Below are 15,777 nucleotides of genomic sequence, written 5' to 3'. Positions count from 1 at the left end.
GCAAGGGTCTTCGCGGCGTGCTTGTCTGGTGAGACGCAGGCCATGTTATGTTTGGAGTGCTGGCCGACTAAGATGGACTCGATTTTCGATTCAGAGGCTTGACTGGAAACAGTCGCGCCGTTTGACAGATGGGCCGGTTAGTGTCCCGGCGTCTCGTGTGCGTGGAAAGCAATGATGCTTGCAAGCGAAGCGGATACCGGATGGCTATGATCAGTTCACGATGGCTTGCAGTGCGACCGCTCGTCCGGAGTATCCGCGATCCCGGATGAGGCGTGGTCCATCTTTTTGGTGGCTGAGCTTAATCGAAGCGAAGTGTCCGATCCGTACGGAGTCGAAAGGCGCGCTTCCGTCGGAATGCCTCCTTCAATGATATGGGCCGGCGCCGGCGCCTGACGACGCCGTCCGCGTTCCTGAAGGCGTACTTCGGACGACGCGTGACGATCACACGGAACTTCGCCGGCACCACATCCAGACGCTCCGCCAGACGACGCTCACCGCCTTCGAGGAACTCCTTGGACCAGCCATAGTACCTTGAGGCGGCAATGCCCTCGCGCCGGCACAGCTCGGGAATATTCTCCTCGCCCCGCAGCCCTTCCAACCGGGTCTTCTCTTCAGCTGAATACTGCCCGCGTGTCTGGCGCCGAATGTCCTTTACCACTTGTTCTGCCGGCGCTTGCGCGGTCCGGATTTCTGCTTCATCTTCGCTCTTGGCGGCTACGATGAACCAGAAATCCTACCCCTCCGCAAAACCGTTCAATTTGTCTCACAAGCCCTGACGGCGAACACATCGCCGCTGCGATGCTCTGGATTAGAGCCATCAACGCGACCTAGCTTTCCCAAGGTGAATGGCTTTCAATATAGAGCGGTCAGCTTCCAACTAAGAAGCCGGTTCAAGCGGTCCCGCCACGCGGGGTCCATTTCACGGCATCCTATTGCCGGGAGGCGCGGTCGGCGGCATACCGGAACTGGATGTATCGAACATCTGATGCTCATGATGTGCTTTTAAAGCGAGCCATTCCGTCCAGGAAATGGCATCCGCTTCTTACCTGGCGTTCTATGATCTGTGCACATTGCACTTTGTCGGAATTGTGCAACATGTCTGCCAGGGTCATCAGCAGCGTTGTACGCCCCATGCCGCCCCGGCAATGAACATGCAAATGAACATCACCCGTATGAGCGACGTTTCGCAACTCCGATACAAGTTTATCTATTTCAGCATCGGTGGGGCGCGCATGATCTGGTGTCGGAATGCGCAGATACGCCGCACCCTTTCTTTTAACTAATTCCTCTTCCGTTTCTATTTTCACTTTCCCGAAGTCGAGAGCCTTTGGAGGCGCCGAAGAAGCCTTTCCCTTGACGACACTCCCGGATTCTATGGTCAGACCAGAAGGAATTTAGTCGGTAGTTTTGCGAGCTTCTTTGTCTCCTTCGCGGGAATAATGTCAGCAGGCTTTTCCACGTTACCCCAATTGTAATTATCTGCAGCAAACCAGGATATTGGTTCTCCATTTGCGAATCCATGGAACTCTTGCCCAGTATCTATAATGACGAGCCGTTTTGGAGGGGATGTCCCGGGTTCTGTTGAATTTCTGAAGAGGTCGGCGTTGCCCACCTTGAGCCGGTAGGCTCGGGGTGCTGATTCCACAAAGGAGAGCAACGCCATGACGAGAGATATCACACCGGCTGGTTCGCCGGCGACCGGGGCTGTGGACGAAGCGCTTGCAGAAGTGCGGGCGAGCTTCGATCGGTTCTGCCTTGCGGCAGGGATCGAGGCGCTCGGCACAATGATGGAGGCGGATGTCACGGCTGCCTGTGGGCCGCGCCACGGTCGCGACGCGGCGCGGCGGGCGCACCGTTGGGGCCGAACGTGGGGACGGATCGGCTTCCACGGCGGCAAGATCGAGGTCGAGCGCCCGCGGGTCCGGGGCGTGGACGGCCGCGAGGTCACGATCCCGAGCTGGGAAACGGCGGCGCAGGAGGACTGGCTCGGTCGCTGGGCGATGAACCTGATGCTGATCAATGTGTCGACGCGCCGGTTCGGCCGCGCCGTCCGGCTGCCCGAGGGTGACGTGCCGGCACCGCCTGGATCGGGGGTGTCGAAGTCGGCGGCCTCGCGGAGGTTCGTGGCGCTGTCGGCGGCGCGGCTGGCCGACTTCATGGCTGCCGATCTGTCCGCGCTCGACCTTCTGGTGGTCCAAATCGACGGGCTGCATCTCGGCGACGATCTCGTGCTGGTCGCCGCGATCGGGGTTGACGGCGAAGGCAACAAGCATCCGCTGGCGTTGGTGGAAGGGGCGACCGAGAATGCCGCAACGGTTCAGGCCCTGCTGGATAACCTGGTCTCGCGCGGGCTCGACCCGACGGTGCCAAGATTGTTCATCGCCGACGGCGCGAAGGCGTCGTCGAAGGCGATCCGCCGCACCTTCGGTTCGGCCGCTGCGATCCAGCGCTGCCAGATCCACAAGGCGCGCAACATCATGGAACGCCTGCCGAAAGAGCACCATGCGGCCAGCCGTCGGGTGCTGCGCCAGGCCTGGGAGCTCGATGACGCCGACAAGGCTGAAAAATTGATCCGCAATCTCGCGCGTCGACTCGACCAGCAATGGCCCGGCGTAGCGGCCAGCATCCTCGAAGGCCTCGACGAAATCCTGACGGTCGTCCGGTTGAAGCTGCCGAAGGAACTTCGTCGATCGCTCGCCTGCACCAACATCGCCGAGAACATGATCGGCACCATTCGCCGCGCCACGCGCAACGTCAAAAGCTGGCGGGATGCCCGCATGGCCTTGCGATGGGTCGCGGCAGGCATGATCGAGGCCAACAAGCGCTTCTGACGTTGAAGGCGCATAAGCAATTGTCGGCTCTGCGTGCGGCTTCAAGCTCACCACGATCGCATGACAATCAAGCCAGTTGGCCACGTGACGAGGGCCGCGTAACATTCATTCCGGCAACGTCGGCCTCACGTAGTTCAACACCGATCGGGACATCCCCCACAAAAACGCGCCGCTTGCCGGATCCGGCGGTGGGACCGAACACTGGACTGTCGTCGCGTCCCTGGTCGAGACCTGCAAGCTTAACGATGTCGATCCGCTTGCGTAACTCTGGCGTCCTGATTAAGGTCACCAACGGACATCCCAACCGCGACATCGTACAGTTTCTGTCCTGCGCCTACCGCGCCCAAGCCCCCAAAGCCGTGGCCTGAGAACGACGCCCACGTTGGGGCGTCAGGTGGCGGCCGAGATCGGGGGCTAGCGATTCGAACTTCTCCCGCAGTTCCTCAGTCAAAGCCCGCGCATCGGCGCCACTCTCAACCACCCGAGGATTCAGTAACACCAAGAGCTCGGTTCGGTCCTTGGCGTGCTCCGTGCTGCCGAATAGAGGCCCCAACAACGGAATGTCCTTCAGCACGGGAGCCCCAGAATCCATCCGGTTGGTGCTATCCTGCATCAAACCGCCGATCGCGATCGTATCACCGTTTCGTGTCGATACGGTGCTTTGGAGGCGACGTACCGAAATGACCGGGGATTGGACGTTGGTCAGTGTGTTCTTGTTCGCCGTACTGACCTCCTGAAAGGTGTCGAGCGTCACGCTACCCCCGGCGCCGATGCGAGGTGTTACAGCCAAAATGACCCCCGTGTCGCGCAGTTCGACGTCGCTCACGATTGATGAACTCTGGCTTAGCGTGGATTGTGAGGATCGCGTAAGGACCGGAACCTGATCGCCCACTTCAATTGTCGCGGTTTGGTTGTCAACTGTGAGAATACGTGGCGCCGATACGACCTTGACGTCCCCGAGGCCACTTAGCGCGCGTAGCACAACGTTGACATCCCTATTTGGGAACACATAGGACAAACCACCTTGTGGAACGGCACCCAAATCCAGAGAGGAGAGAAGATAGTCGACACCGTATCGCAAATGATCGCTCAACCGCACCTCCGCGACAATGACCTGGATCAGGACCTGCCGCGGCTTGACGTCAAGCCGATGAACTGCGGTTTCGATGATTTTGTCGTCGTTCGGCGTTGCTAAGATCACGAGTGCATTTTGGCTGGGATCCGCCTGGATCCGGACCGGCGCCGACAGGCCAAGACTGACTGCGGAGACCACCGCATCGTCCTTTGCTTGCGTTGTTGACGCGGCCGCATCTGATCTTTCGTCCGACAGGCCGGGAACGTTTAGGGGCAAACTCGATCGATCGGATGCGCTTCCGATTGACAACTTTCCAAACGCTCCCGCGGGCTGCGCGCGAGATATGGCACTGGGCGGCTGAGCGCCAAAGATTCGTGCTAGTACCTGCGCCACTTCCGTAGCCCTTCGGTACCGAAGTGGACGCACGTGAACGTTTGCCGCCGCCGCCGACGTCTTATCCAGCTTGGCGATAACCCGACGAACTTGCTGAAGTACCGCAGGGTCGTCCGCTACCACAAGAATGCCGTTCAGCCGCTCGAGTGGCGCAAGCCGAACGCGCACTCTGCCCTGGTCATTCTGGTTGAACAAGAAACTGAGTTCTCGCTCTACCGCGGCCGGACTCGCCTGAGCCAGCGTATATAGCGCAAAGGATTTGTGAGCCATAGCATCGGTGTCAAGTAAACCGATGAGTTCGCGCACGGAACTCACCGAGCCGGGCGGCCCACTGATGGCAATACCTTGTTCTCCCGGCGCGGGTGTCAGACGCACGCTCTCCTCGACGTTTGGTCGGATCACCTTGATGACGTCGGCTGGATCGACATAGCGAACGGGAATCACTTGAACATCGCTTCGTACTCCGCCGGCGAGGTCGACCAAGCGCCCCACCCGAACTCCGCGGTCAACCACGGCCAGTCCGTAGCCGTACGGTGCTAGCGCTTGGTCGAGCAATCGCGGCACATCACTCACGGGGATTTTGCCCGAGGTCCGAAGTGTCATTTTTCCCCCAACGCCCGGATCGATGATGACGGGCATGCTCATAATCTCGCCCACGACGTCAATCACAACTTGCCGAATATCGGCATTTGCGTAGTCGAGGCTCACGCGAGTGCTATCGGGGGTGACCGGCAGCCGCCGCTCCACCGAGGCGGTGACCGGCCGAGTCGGCGGCTGTGCCAGCAGTTCAAAGCTACGTGCTTGCGGTTTCCCCGCCGAGAGGGAGGGCTCCGACGCATGCCAGCGGACGCTTGGCGAAGACAGCAGAACACCGCGTTCAGCAATCGGGTCGGAGCCGGCACATTGGGTGAGTAGCAGACAAAGGAGGGTTAGCAAAATCCTGTTAGACATTGAGGAAGTAGCGTTCCCGCGAAAGAATGCGCATCCATCCAACTTTCCATCCAGCGCCGCGCCCGCGCTCATTGCGACTGTGAGGACAGTTGGGCAGAACAGGGATGACGACCCTGTCTTGCACTACTTGTTGGTGCGGTCTCTCAACGAGAGTTGCCAATAATCATCTCCTTGATCTTTTGATCTTTCGAAAGAAGGTTGGACATCAGTTCAGCAACCTGATTGAGCTTATCCAGCAGCCCCTGCAGGTAAATCAACGCCATCTGTCCTTCGCTGTTGGCACCGTCAATCGATGCCTTAAGATTCTGGATGGCAGCATCGAATTGAGACTGCACACCTCTCTTGCCGCCATTTTGCGTGTCGTCGAACATAAGTTCGAACCTATCGCTATTAGGGTTTACGCCCCAAGTTAAACTCGTTTTCTGCTGGTCCTCAGTTGCCTCGATGGGAATGCCTTTTTGGCGCATCCATTCAAACACATCCTGGGTCTTGCCCTGCGAATCGACGAAGGTGCCGTAGTCCTTAGCCGTCTTTTCATCGGTCGGGCGATTGGCCCGCAGGGCCGCCAATGCCTTATTCATATCCTTCAGCAAATTGTTTCGCGCTTGCATATCGTCGTATTCGGATCGGACTTGATTCAGGTAGATGTCATGCCGTTCCATCAGAACCAGCATCATGATCGAGCACAAAGGCAGGCCACCCGGGAGAACATTTCCTACGCTGTTGGCCGACGCATAGGGCTGGTATCCAGACATTGCATTGATCATCTTACGCCATTCTCAAAGCTCAGACGTTTGTCGTCGAACGTGCATTGCACTCAAGCCATATAGACGATCTTGCTTCTCGCCTCGGTATCGGCACGACGAATTTCAGCAAGCTTGCCCAGAAATTCCTGAATCACCGTCTCATAGCTTGCCATGAATTCACTCTCGTCCTCCATCTGCGCCCGCGCCTTGGTGCCGTCCGCCTCTAGCTTCGCCTTCTCCTCCTGGTAGTGCGTCGCGCCCATGTTCAGGCCGGCTCCCGGAAGCTTAAAGGCTTCTGTTGCGATTGTGCCCATGCCATTCCATCTCATCGCCGCCTGCTGGGCTGCTGTCTGTGCCTGGACAGCGTGCGTAAACTCAAGAGGGTCCGTCGTGCTATCGGGCGCGTCCAGCCTAAGTGGGTCGCCAGGTGTATTGCCTCTGCTCGATGATGTGCCCCCATCCAGACGTGTCATCTCGATGTTGTCTTCCGAGGGCCGCGCCTCGCGCTCCGGAGCTCGGGTAGATTGCGCTTTGCCGTGAGGCGGGTCGTAGAGCTCCGGCCCGCCTTCCGGTTTGTCTAAGCGCTGCGTTCGACATGAAGTGCTGTTCGGGGGCGTCTCCACACTAGACTTCGGGAGCGGCGTCTGGATCTTGGCTTTGTACAGCTCGTCGAAGCGCGCCTGAATCTGGCGAGCACCCTTGAGGTTCACACCGGCGCCTAACATCGGGCCGCCAGAAATGGCTATTGCGCCGAACAACTGGCATAGTCCTGAATTGCGAAGCGCCTTGGCTGCAGCTTCCTGCGCAGCGATCTCGACGTTAAGCGCAGCCGACCGGTCCGACCTCGCCGCCTTGCGGAACTCCGCATTGAGCCGAACGATGAGCGCGGCGACTGCTGATATGTCGTTCCCCGTAGCAAAGTCCTTCAGCTTGACCTGGATGTTGGAAAGCTTCTCGTGGATCACAACGTCCGCGAAATTCGGTACACCAACCGATCCCCAACCCCGCGCCCCCTCAACGGGATCTGTAAGAGGGCGAGTGATCTCGCCTTCTGGCGCGTTTCTGCCGCGGACCGTAGCAGAGCTCGGCACGCGCGGAAGTTGTTGATGCGAGGCAGGATCCAACAGGTCGCACCCGCCAACGGTCGTTTCACGCTCGATCGCAAACACCATCGCTACATTCCTCAAGTTCGATAAGTGGCCCCACGCAGCCTGTCAGGCGAAGTGCCTTACGAGATTGGCGTTGGAGTCACTCTGCCTCTCAATCGCCTCGGCAACCCTCTGTGTGGTCATCGTCCTGTCGAGAAGCAACTGCTTGATGAAGTCCATTTCATCGTTTTGCAGTGCTCTCAATCTTGCAATGCACTTGCTAATGTCCAACGTTTCCGCTTGGGCGTCCGTTGCCTCCTTCTGTTGGATGCCATTGGCGATACCGGCGCCAGCCTGGCCCAGCGATGCCACTGCCTCGCCGACTCGAGCCGCCGTCGAAACTCTCTGGCCTATCTGAACAGCCTTGACAGAGCTAGACGGTATCAAGGCGGTGATCCGCAATCCACTCGCAGCTCCATTAACGAAGCCGGCGCCGACCGTTAGCACCGAGATAGCAAATATGATGCCAATCGTGATGAGCGCGCCCGAGGTTTTGGCCTTGCCGCCCTCGATTCCGTCTTTCTCGAGACTCTTCACAATTGCCGCGGTCATCCTATCGATGACCCCCGTCTCGATGAGAGTCGCCACTCCAACGCTCACTGCCGCCGCCATGACTGCAAGAGTTCCGCCGGTGGCGACGGCAGCCAGGACCGTCAATCCGACCGCCAGCCATCCGAAGAACTTCATGATGCCGGAGCTCTTCTTTGCTTCTGCCAATCTTTTTGCCGCTTCAATGATGCTTTTAGCGGTTTTCTCGTGCAACTGCCTTTGCTGCTCTCCCCAGTGTCGCGCGTCCTCTATTCCGGCTGCGACCTGTCCATCCGTCATCTTGGTCTTCAGAGCCAGAAACGTGGTAAGGAGGTCAATCGCATCGAATGCACGTGGTGCTGGTAAGCTTGGAATCGAACCTGACGCGACAGCCTCTCCGGAAACCGGTTGCAGCAACAGGTTGGCGTCGGTCTTGCGGTCATTGCCCGACAGACCGGTGGCGGAGGCACTGAATGGCAGCGACCCGACTTCAGGGAGTGTTTTGCTCGTCAAAGCCCTCATGTTCACTCTATCCATGGCTGGGCCCTAGTTGGGATTTGAGGCGATTAAGCATCATCAGCCCACGCCCGGCCAAAGCCTTGTGTTCGGGCCTTCCGACAGTCAGCGCCAAGGCATTTTCGAGTGCGGTGATGGCCGCTGTGGGATGATTTAGTTTGATGAAGCATTCCGCAGCTCGAAGCGGGATCTGCGGGTTCTCACTATCCAGGAGCCTGGCCAGCCGATAGGCGTGCATGGCGTTCTCTGGGTCCCCAAGCATCTGACTACTAGCAGCCAGACCAAACCAGAATCGTGCGTCGATGTGCCGGTGTAGGCACAAGAAGCGAAAGAAAGTCCGCGCCTCTTCGTACTTGCCGCAAGAATAGTAGCGATGGCCAAATACATATAAGGCCTCAAGCTCATCGTCCGTGATCCCAATGACGCTAGCTAGGTCCGCGGGCCCTGCCACGAAGTCGATGGCGAGCTGTGCCAGCCGCCCGGTGTCTGTCGCAGCACCACCATTCAATAGCTCACCGTCCGCCATCCTCATCATGTCACACTCCGTTGAGACGGCTTGGTGCTTGGAACATGCGACATTGATTGGGGGGCTGGCAGGATGTGACTGAGCGCCGCCTGCTCGTCCGCATACGCCCTTTGAAACGCTTCGTCCTGATCGGCGACAAATGCAGAAATTGAAGCGGCACTCATAGTGGTGTCGCCCAACGGGCAAGCACTACGGCCAAGTTGTTCGCGAGCCCGCGTCAAGAGACTATCCATCTGTGCGATGGTCTGTCGCGCAGCCTCCATCGTGTTATCGAGGTTCATTGCTCCTCCCAAACGGTCTCCTTGGCAACGCACTGTAGCGCTTGCAGGATTCGAAACCGCTTGCGCCACCAGCCCCGCTCAAAGGGGCAACGACCTGCTCTCAGGAACGAGCGCTCAAGGCCACCGACAGGCATCGTCTGCTGCCGATGATAAGATGTGCCAGAATCCCCTTTCTCCTCACGACGAGAACTTTCCCGCAACTGGCCTAATGGCATTCCCCCGCGTCCCGGTTGGATCAACGCCTCCGCACGTCACTACTAGAGGCGGCGCATGGCGCAAAATACTTGATCGCTATGGAGGCATAGGCGCCCGGTATGGATCGGTGCGTCTCGGTGCGAGCGCTTGAGACGGCGGGCTAGCCCTGAAGTACGTGTCCTTGCGTCAAACAGCCGTTCGGCAAGAACTCGTCGCCGTGTAGCACGCATTTTTGGCCTTAAGCAGGTAACGATGAGGATCGCATTGACGGCGGATTGGGTTCTGCAGTCGCCTTGGACGAAACGCCGCGAGCAGCTCACACTTCGTGCCGGACCGAGCGGCTGGCGGAGGGCGCCACTATCCATAGGCTACCGTTATGACTCCATGCCCGTATTGTATTGGCGCCGAGCGAGACGCCGAATTAGATCATTATGAGAATAGATCGCTTGCAGCGCGCAACGCCACTCGGCAGACGGTCTCGTTATGTGGTGGCGAAATGAGTGCTTGGTCGCGGCACGTGTTGCGAGCGTGCGCACTTTCGGAGCTCAGGCGCGATGTTTGCCGGCGGAGGTCGGTGGCAGGACATGACATGGATGATCGCCAAACGACACATGGCTCGGTTAGGGACAGGGATTCGGTATGTATGTCTTTGTTGTCGACTTGTGCGACACCCGACAGTCGCTCCGGCCTGCTGCGACGTCTCACCGAGGCGGCGTTCTTGGCTTGTGTCACGAACGACGTGGTGAGGGCGAGGCGGATTGCGAAGGGACTTGAGGTCATTGCGCCGGGCAGCCGGGAGTGTGTCATTGCTTATGCGGTTGCAGATCTGACGGCAGGCGATGTTGCAGCAGCGCTGGAACGCCTCGATCCTCTTGCCAAGGCGAATGATGCATATGGGATGGCGTTTCAGGCGCTGGCTCTTGGGCTTAATGGACGCCTAAGCGAACGCGATACTGTGCTCAGGAGCCTGCCAAGCGGCCAGCCCGGCCTCGAGGGGTTCCTCACAGCCTTGGGCCAGACCTAGCCAGCCCATACCGCAGGAAAGGACATCTAATGAGCAGCGTAGGTAGTATCCTCCCGCAAACAGGGCCAGCCTTTTTGGCGGTCGAGATGCCAGTCACATCGAAAGTATCGGCTGAATCCGTCGAGGCGTTTCGAGCCGCACTCGAGCCGCCTGTGCCATCGCAGCGAGCTGACGAACCGCTGATCATGGCTGGAGGCGAGCTGACGGAGGAGGGAGGGGGGGCGCGCGTTCCTCGCCTATCCGATGATATCCTCAGTGGCATGGAAAAACTGAGCGCCGGTTTTGCAGAATCCATGCAAGGCGTGCACAGGGCCGCCGAAGCTATGAACGCGGGGAGCATCCGCTCGGCTGAATGGCTCGATGCGCAGGTCCAGCTGTCAGCTATGGGCCTGCAATACGACATCGTGACCAAGGTGGTTGGGAAGGCGACCCACACTCTTAACACTTTCCTGAGCGGCCAATGAGCCACGGTGACGCGGGGCGTGGTGTTTGTATTGAAGCGGGCGGTGGCACTTCTGGTGCTATTCACGCTGGTCGGCTGCGGATCGAAGATTGAGCTCTATCGCAACCTTTCAGCGCGCGAGGCCAATGAAATGCTTGCATTGCTTATGCGGCAAGGCATCCACGCGGAACGGACGGCCGAAACCGGCGGCACGACCTCGCTCGTGGTGCCAACAGAAGACGTGCCGCGTGCCATGGCTGTGTTGGACAGCGCCGGCTGGCCTCGCGATCATTTCGCCGATATGGGCACTCTCTTCAAGAAGGACCGGATGATCTCATCGGACACAGAAGAGCGTGTGCGCTACATTTATGGCGTCACACAGGAGCTTTCGCAGACTCTGTCCAGTATCGACGGCGTGCTCAATGCCCGAGTCCACGCGGTGTTGCCGGAAAGCGCGAGTGACGATCGTAGTCCACCCGCCCCGCCAACTGCCGCTGTGCTCGTCCGTTACAAGCCTGGTGCCTCGATCGATCAGGTCGTGCCGAAGATCAAGGAGCTGGTCGCAAATAGCTTGAAGGGCCTGTCCTATGATCGGGTCTCAGTTGCCCTTGTGGAGGCAAATCAGGACAATACCACGCTTCGCCGAACGGAAATGACTGCCGGAGCGTTCGAACGTGGCGACTCATCGCGCCTCTTGATCGGCCTCGTCGGCGGCATGGCGGCATCGCTGATTGGCAACGCAGTGCTCGTCTGTCTCATATGGCGGCGGCGCTTTAGCGATAGGAACGGTATGGCAGCGTCATGAACTTCGGCGAAGCGAACAATCCGACTGTGCTCGCAATGAGCTCAGCAACAATCCAGGATGAATGGCTTGATACGTCGTGGGCGGGAGCGATGATGCGCTGCATCGCCGATCCTGCGGCCGATTTCGATGATACAATAGCAACCGATTGGCCCGAATGGATGCCTCTGGACCTTGCTCAGTCCGACCCGTTTATTCGCGTCAAGCTTGGACGTTGGCTGCTTCGTGGCCAAGGTGGTGAAGCGTCGGCGATTATTTCGGCCGGCAACGCACCACGAAGCCGCCTCGCATTTCTGCCGACGCCGGACGCTGCACGCCTTATCAGCTTCGCTGGAGCTTGGACCGGCGTGTCCAGCCTCATCGGCCTTCTTCGGACAGCCGATGTTTTGGCGGCACGCGCCGTTCTCGGAGAAGAGGCTTTGGCATTCGTTTCGCATGCGGCCTTGCTACCCCGACCGACCGCCGAACTGATGTCCGCGGTTAGCGCTTCCGAGATGCCGGCTGGGCCTAATGCATTCCTCTACCGCGGTGCGGCGATGTTCGGCCTTGCGATAGGCACCATCCCACATGGGCTGCGCGCCCGACTACGATTGCGCCGACCTGCAGCGATCTGGATGGTGGTGGCGGACGCCTGCCGTGACGACAGTGCTGGCGAAGATGCCTTTCGTGCGATGCGGCGCCTGGCCCGCAAAAAGATGCCAACATGGTCGCATTGGTTCAACTGACGTCTGGCAGGGTCCGCATCCTGGGCGCAGGGCGAGTCCTGCCGGCGGAAAACGCACAGACGATCGTCGACGCGGAGCAATTGCTCGCTCAGGCGCGACGCGATGCGGACGCGCTGGTGGATGAGGCGCGCGAAAACGCAGGGATGATCGAGACGGCAGCCAAGGAAGCCGCGCTGATAGCGGCGCAAGCGACCATCGAACAACGTTTGACCGCGATCGCCGTGGCGTCTCTGCGGATCATGGAGGAGAATCAAGAGCGGATTGTCGACATGGGCCTACAGATCGCACGTCGGCTAATCGATACCATCGCGCCGGATGATGCGGCGGTGCAGATCGCTTTGAGTAGCCTCAAATTCACGGGTCATAGCTCCCTCGTCCGCTTACGCGTGGCACCGGCGCATGTCGAGACGGTTCGCAGAGAATTGAACGAACTGCTCTCGACGGCGACGTCGCGCGCCGTCGTCGAACTGATTTCTGATCCGCGCGTCAAAGATGCCGGATGCATCCTTGAGACTGATGCTGGACTGGTCGACGCCACGATCGAAAGCCAATTAGCGGCGATCGAAGCCGGCCTGCGCAGCAGCCTAAAGGCCTCTGCAACGTGATTTCCGAGCGACCCGAGCAGCCAACGGCAGTCACCGCCATTCATTCTTCGCACGACGGAATCGATCGCTTGTTCCAGCTTGCTCACACGGTGGTGGCGCAGACGTCGGCAATGAGCGTCCGCGGCCGAGTCCTTCAAATCGTCGGGACAATCATCCGTGCAACGGCACCTGGCGCCCGCATAGGCGACCTGTGCACGCTCCGCAATCCCGAGAACAACTGCGAATTGTCCGCGGAAGTCATCGGTTTCCAGCACGACATCGCCATTCTAACACCGCTTGGCGAAATACAGGGACTCTCTACCCTCACTGAGGTGATCCCGATGGAAGAGCCCCTCACCGTGCCCGCGGGCTGGAACCTGCTTGGCCGGGTGCTTGACGGTCTCGGCCGCCCTCTCGACACATCCACTCATGGGCCCCTGCTTCCAGAAACCCGCGTGCCAGTCCAAAGCGAGGCACCGGGTCCCTTGACCCGGCGCACAATTGATCGCGCTCTTCCAGTCGGCATACGGGCGATCGATGGTCTTTTGACGTGCGGGGAAGGACAGCGCATGGGCATCTTTGCCGCAGCGGGCGGCGGCAAGAGCACACTACTGTCGATGCTGGTGCGTAGCGCGGCGGTCGACGTGACAGTGATAGCGCTGATTGGCGAGCGTGGCCGAGAGGTGAAGGAGTTCATCGAACATGATCTCGGCTCAAAAGGCCGACGTAGATCAGTTCTTGTCGTTGCGACCTCCGATCGTTCCGCGATGGAAAGGGTGAAGGCGGCCTACGTGGCGACGGCGATCGCAGAATGGTATCGAGATCGGGGACAGCGTGTGCTGCTTCTCATGGATTCGGTTACGCGCTTTGCGCGCGCACAGAGGCAGATTGGTTTGGCGGCCGGCGAACCGGCCACCCTGCGAGGTTTCCCGCCTTCGGTCTTTGCAAAATTGCCGCAGCTCGTTGAACGCGCCGGCAACAACGAGCGCGGATCGATAACCGCGTTTTACACTGTGCTCGTTGAGGGCGATGACCTCACCGACCCCTTGGCCGATGAAATCCGTTCCATCCTGGATGGCCACATTGTGCTCTCACGCACCTTGGCGATGTCGAACCACTATCCTGCCATCGATGTTCTGGCAAGCGTCAGTCGTGTCATGAGCACTATCGTGTCGTCGCGGCATGAGAAGTTAGCAGGTCAGCTGCGGGCGCTGCTAGCTAAATACCAGGAGGTGGAGCTATTGATACGGGTCGGCGAATACAAAGAAGGAGCCGATCCGCACGCTGATGCCGCAATCGCCAAGATAGAGAACATAAGGACCTTCCTGCGACAGCCGAGATATGAACAAATTAGCTTCGACGCAATGCTTCATGAGCTTGCCACGTGCCTGGAATAACTCCCGAGGCCGTACATCAATTGCTTGAGTTGAGGAAATTGCGGCGCCGCCGGGCCGATGAGACTCTACGAGTGCGGCAGTCAGCCATCGAGAAATCCGATGCCGCTATCGAAGGGGCAAGGACAATCCTTCGCACATGGCGGCAAGAACGGCCTCGTCTGGAATGCGAGATATACGGTTCGCTGATCGGAAAAAAGGTCGCTCTCAACGATCTTGAGGAGGCGAAGGCGAAGGTGATCTCACTGCGCGAGCACGAACGGCTGCTTGAGCGGCGCCTTGATGAGGCACTGTCGGAAAGCGAACAAGCCAAGCAGGCGCGTGAGGAAGCCCACAACGCCGCACGTAAGGCATATCGGGAGCTCGAGAAATGCGACAATTTGGTGCGTGCCTGGAAAGTCGCGCCGCTGAAGGAGAGGGATCTCTGATCTGTGGATCTAAGGAGCGGACCGCCCAAGGGTGCGGGTGCAGTCGGTTGTGGTTGGTGGACTTAGAAGTTTAGGAGCGCCCCTGTAAGAAGTCTGCGATATCAGCGACCAGACCCCACCGAGTCCATCCGCTGAGCTTGCGAAGTTCTCGCCGAACTGGGTGGCAAAACTGGCAATTGCGTTCATGTAACCGATCATCGTCAATCGTCGTCAGCATTCCTGATGGCGAAGGAGCAGCTTTATCGCCGGCTAGCCGTGGGCGGTCGGCATAAGGATTGCTGCTTTCAAACACGACGCGCTGGTCGATTGCGTCAAACTGTTCTTCGCGAGTGACAAGCACATGAGGTCCGCGCTGCACTGGCTGCGTCATCATCGTGAGCCCGGTGCTCCACCTCCTCTCAGGCGAGTACTCCCCTCGGAGCATGACGAGATGCGCATTGACGAGGCGATCAAGCAAGCTGCTAGGCGCCGGAGATGGGAACCGGGAACCGCATAGTGCTATGCTCGGGTTCTTCGCAGATTGTCGCAGGACCTCGCATCGCGAGGGCAAACGATCGCTGCATTCGATCACAGCGCGTTGGCCGCTCACGCTATGCAGACTGCACCAGAGTTCGAAAAGATAAAGCTTGGCCCGGCTCTGATGGCGCTTCGTGAGTACCGGCAACCATTGGAGGATCTCTCCTCCAAATCCCCGCCAAGCTTTGCTGCGGCGAAACGTTCGGACGCGGCGGATCATCTAGCTCCGTTGCCAGGCGCAAGTTGGAACACCGCAAACGTTTGCCGAGGCGTACCGTCAGCCCACTCGCGAGCTGACAGTGCAAATCAGCCAAGCTCTTTCGGAGTGGGGGAGTTCGAGGCATCGAGCTCCAATCCGCCAAATTACCCAGCTTACGACCCCTCTCCGCTGCTTAGTCCATCATCGCACGTCTCTCCACACTTGCAGCACAGCAACCAACAGCCGCAATCAGAGCAGCGCCAGACCGCATACGTAGTCGGCGCAATATCCGCAACTCGCGTCCGGAGGACTCTTCCTCAGGCCGCTCCCGAGGATCAAAAGCTCATCCAAGCAGCGGTCCAGGCCGCTGTTGCACGCCTAAAAATAGGACGGAACACAGCGCGTGATTGCACGAGAGTCCTTCTCAGATTGGCGGATCATTTCAGGGGGCGCGGCCAGACCCTTGTTGCACT

The 15,777-nt window shown here is 59.1% G+C and carries 15 protein-coding genes and 3 pseudogenes; 9 read left to right on the top strand and 9 right to left on the bottom strand.

Annotated features, from left to right (window positions below; translation table 11 throughout):
- Nucleotides 1-335: 335 nt before the first annotated feature.
- From IVA87_RS14755 to IVA87_RS14745, 3 genes and pseudogenes are all read right to left on the bottom strand, one after another.
- A pseudogene (locus IVA87_RS14755) lies at nt 336-699 on the bottom strand (IS66 family transposase zinc-finger binding domain-containing protein); the annotation flags it as partial.
- Between the two features lie 290 nt (nt 700-989).
- Complete coding sequence (locus tag IVA87_RS14750) at nt 990-1,307, bottom strand: hypothetical protein (RefSeq protein ID WP_247334021.1); 318 nt, start codon at nt 1,305-1,307, stop codon at nt 990-992.
- A gap of 71 nt (nt 1,308-1,378) precedes the next feature.
- Nucleotides 1,379-1,663, bottom strand: a complete 285-nt coding sequence (locus tag IVA87_RS14745) for a hypothetical protein (RefSeq protein ID WP_247334020.1) — start codon at nt 1,661-1,663, stop codon at nt 1,379-1,381.
- Here IVA87_RS14745 and IVA87_RS14740 point away from each other — a divergent pair.
- Both IVA87_RS14740 and IVA87_RS14735 read left to right on the top strand, forming a co-directional pair.
- Nucleotides 1,662-2,933, top strand: a pseudogene (locus tag IVA87_RS14740) (IS256 family transposase). The gene IVA87_RS14745 and the pseudogene IVA87_RS14740 sit on opposite strands and share 2 nt — an antisense overlap.
- Nucleotides 2,934-2,991: 58 nt before the next feature.
- Nucleotides 2,992-3,199 (top strand): annotated as a pseudogene (locus IVA87_RS14735) (transposase domain-containing protein); the annotation flags it as partial.
- Here the strand turns inward: IVA87_RS14735 and IVA87_RS14730 are convergent.
- From IVA87_RS14730 to IVA87_RS14705, 6 genes are all read right to left on the bottom strand, one after another.
- Nucleotides 3,166-5,007, bottom strand: a complete 1,842-nt coding sequence (locus IVA87_RS14730) for a secretin N-terminal domain-containing protein (RefSeq protein WP_247334019.1) — start codon at nt 5,005-5,007, stop codon at nt 3,166-3,168. The pseudogene IVA87_RS14735 and the gene IVA87_RS14730 overlap by 34 nt on opposite strands.
- A gap of 386 nt (nt 5,008-5,393) precedes the next feature.
- Nucleotides 5,394-6,017, bottom strand: coding sequence for a hypothetical protein (locus tag IVA87_RS14725; RefSeq protein WP_247334018.1), 624 nt, complete (start codon nt 6,015-6,017; stop codon nt 5,394-5,396).
- A gap of 50 nt (nt 6,018-6,067) precedes the next feature.
- Nucleotides 6,068-7,168 carry a hypothetical protein gene (locus IVA87_RS14720; protein ID WP_247334017.1) on the bottom strand — a complete coding sequence of 367 codons (1,101 nt, stop codon included), beginning with the start codon at nt 7,166-7,168 and terminating at the stop codon, nt 6,068-6,070.
- A gap of 42 nt (nt 7,169-7,210) precedes the next feature.
- Entirely contained in the window at nt 7,211-8,194 is a 984-nt protein-coding gene (locus IVA87_RS14715) for a hypothetical protein (RefSeq protein ID WP_247334016.1), read from the bottom strand.
- A 7-nt stretch (nt 8,195-8,201) separates the two neighbouring features.
- On the bottom strand, nt 8,202-8,723 hold the full coding sequence (locus IVA87_RS14710) for a SycD/LcrH family type III secretion system chaperone (protein WP_247334013.1): 522 nt from the start codon (nt 8,721-8,723) through the stop codon (nt 8,202-8,204).
- Nucleotides 8,720-8,995: a hypothetical protein gene (locus IVA87_RS14705; protein ID WP_247334012.1), complete on the bottom strand. Its 276-nt coding sequence runs from the start codon at nt 8,993-8,995 to the stop codon at nt 8,720-8,722. The genes IVA87_RS14710 and IVA87_RS14705 overlap by 4 nt, the downstream gene beginning before the upstream one ends.
- A gap of 838 nt (nt 8,996-9,833) precedes the next feature.
- Here IVA87_RS14705 and IVA87_RS14700 point away from each other — a divergent pair.
- From IVA87_RS14700 to IVA87_RS14670, 7 genes are all read left to right on the top strand, one after another.
- Complete coding sequence (locus tag IVA87_RS14700; protein ID WP_247334011.1) at nt 9,834-10,214, top strand: hypothetical protein; 381 nt, start codon at nt 9,834-9,836, stop codon at nt 10,212-10,214.
- A gap of 86 nt (nt 10,215-10,300) precedes the next feature.
- The gene (locus IVA87_RS14695; RefSeq protein WP_247334010.1) at nt 10,301-10,678 is read left to right on the top strand and encodes an EscI/YscI/HrpB family type III secretion system inner rod protein; all 378 of its coding nucleotides are present in this window, start codon (nt 10,301-10,303) and stop codon (nt 10,676-10,678) included.
- 6 nt (nt 10,679-10,684) lie between these two features.
- On the top strand, nt 10,685-11,461 hold the full coding sequence (sctJ, locus tag IVA87_RS14690; protein ID WP_247334009.1) for a type III secretion inner membrane ring lipoprotein SctJ: 777 nt from the start codon (nt 10,685-10,687) through the stop codon (nt 11,459-11,461).
- A complete protein-coding gene (locus IVA87_RS14685) occupies nt 11,458-12,183 on the top strand; it encodes a hypothetical protein (protein WP_247334008.1) in 726 nt (241 codons plus the stop codon). The genes sctJ and IVA87_RS14685 overlap by 4 nt, the downstream gene beginning before the upstream one ends.
- Nucleotides 12,162-12,788 (top strand): FliH/SctL family protein, encoded by a 627-nt coding sequence (locus IVA87_RS14680; protein ID WP_247334007.1) that lies wholly within the window; start codon nt 12,162-12,164, stop codon nt 12,786-12,788. Before IVA87_RS14685 ends, IVA87_RS14680 begins: the two co-directional genes overlap by 22 nt.
- Before the next feature lie 68 nt (nt 12,789-12,856).
- Entirely contained in the window at nt 12,857-14,164 is a 1,308-nt protein-coding gene (sctN, locus tag IVA87_RS14675) for a type III secretion system ATPase SctN (protein ID WP_256466475.1), read from the top strand.
- Entirely contained in the window at nt 14,152-14,589 is a 438-nt protein-coding gene (locus IVA87_RS14670; protein ID WP_346658360.1) for a YscO family type III secretion system apparatus protein, read from the top strand. Before sctN ends, IVA87_RS14670 begins: the two co-directional genes overlap by 13 nt.
- Nucleotides 14,590-15,777 lie beyond the last annotated feature (1,188 nt).

Source organism: Bradyrhizobium sp. 147, from assembly GCF_023073935.1.
In the GTDB taxonomy this organism is placed as follows: Bacteria; Pseudomonadota; Alphaproteobacteria; order Rhizobiales; family Xanthobacteraceae; genus Bradyrhizobium.
Note: the sequence above shows the minus strand (reverse complement) of the source record. Positions and strands in the feature narration are given on the sequence as shown.

What these genes read in the sequence shown, in the direction of transcription:
- IVA87_RS14705 (WP_247334012.1), bottom strand. Translation starts at nt 8,995, where the DNA reads ATGAACCTCGATAACACGATGGAGGCTGCGCGACAGACCATCGCACAG.
- IVA87_RS14695 (WP_247334010.1), top strand. Translation starts at nt 10,301, where the DNA reads ATGCCAGTCACATCGAAAGTATCGGCTGAATCCGTCGAGGCGTTTCGA.
- IVA87_RS14710 (WP_247334013.1), bottom strand. Translation starts at nt 8,723, where the DNA reads ATGATGAGGATGGCGGACGGTGAGCTATTGAATGGTGGTGCTGCGACA.
- IVA87_RS14700 (WP_247334011.1), top strand. Translation starts at nt 9,834, where the DNA reads ATGTCTTTGTTGTCGACTTGTGCGACACCCGACAGTCGCTCCGGCCTG.
- IVA87_RS14685 (WP_247334008.1), top strand. Translation starts at nt 11,458, where the DNA reads ATGAACTTCGGCGAAGCGAACAATCCGACTGTGCTCGCAATGAGCTCA.
- IVA87_RS14720 (WP_247334017.1), bottom strand. Translation starts at nt 7,168, where the DNA reads ATGGTGTTTGCGATCGAGCGTGAAACGACCGTTGGCGGGTGCGACCTG.
- IVA87_RS14680 (WP_247334007.1), top strand. Translation starts at nt 12,162, where the DNA reads ATGGTCGCATTGGTTCAACTGACGTCTGGCAGGGTCCGCATCCTGGGC.
- IVA87_RS14745 (WP_247334020.1), bottom strand. Translation starts at nt 1,663, where the DNA reads ATGGCGTTGCTCTCCTTTGTGGAATCAGCACCCCGAGCCTACCGGCTC.
- IVA87_RS14725 (WP_247334018.1), bottom strand. Translation starts at nt 6,017, where the DNA reads ATGATCAATGCAATGTCTGGATACCAGCCCTATGCGTCGGCCAACAGC.
- IVA87_RS14715 (WP_247334016.1), bottom strand. Translation starts at nt 8,194, where the DNA reads ATGAGGGCTTTGACGAGCAAAACACTCCCTGAAGTCGGGTCGCTGCCA.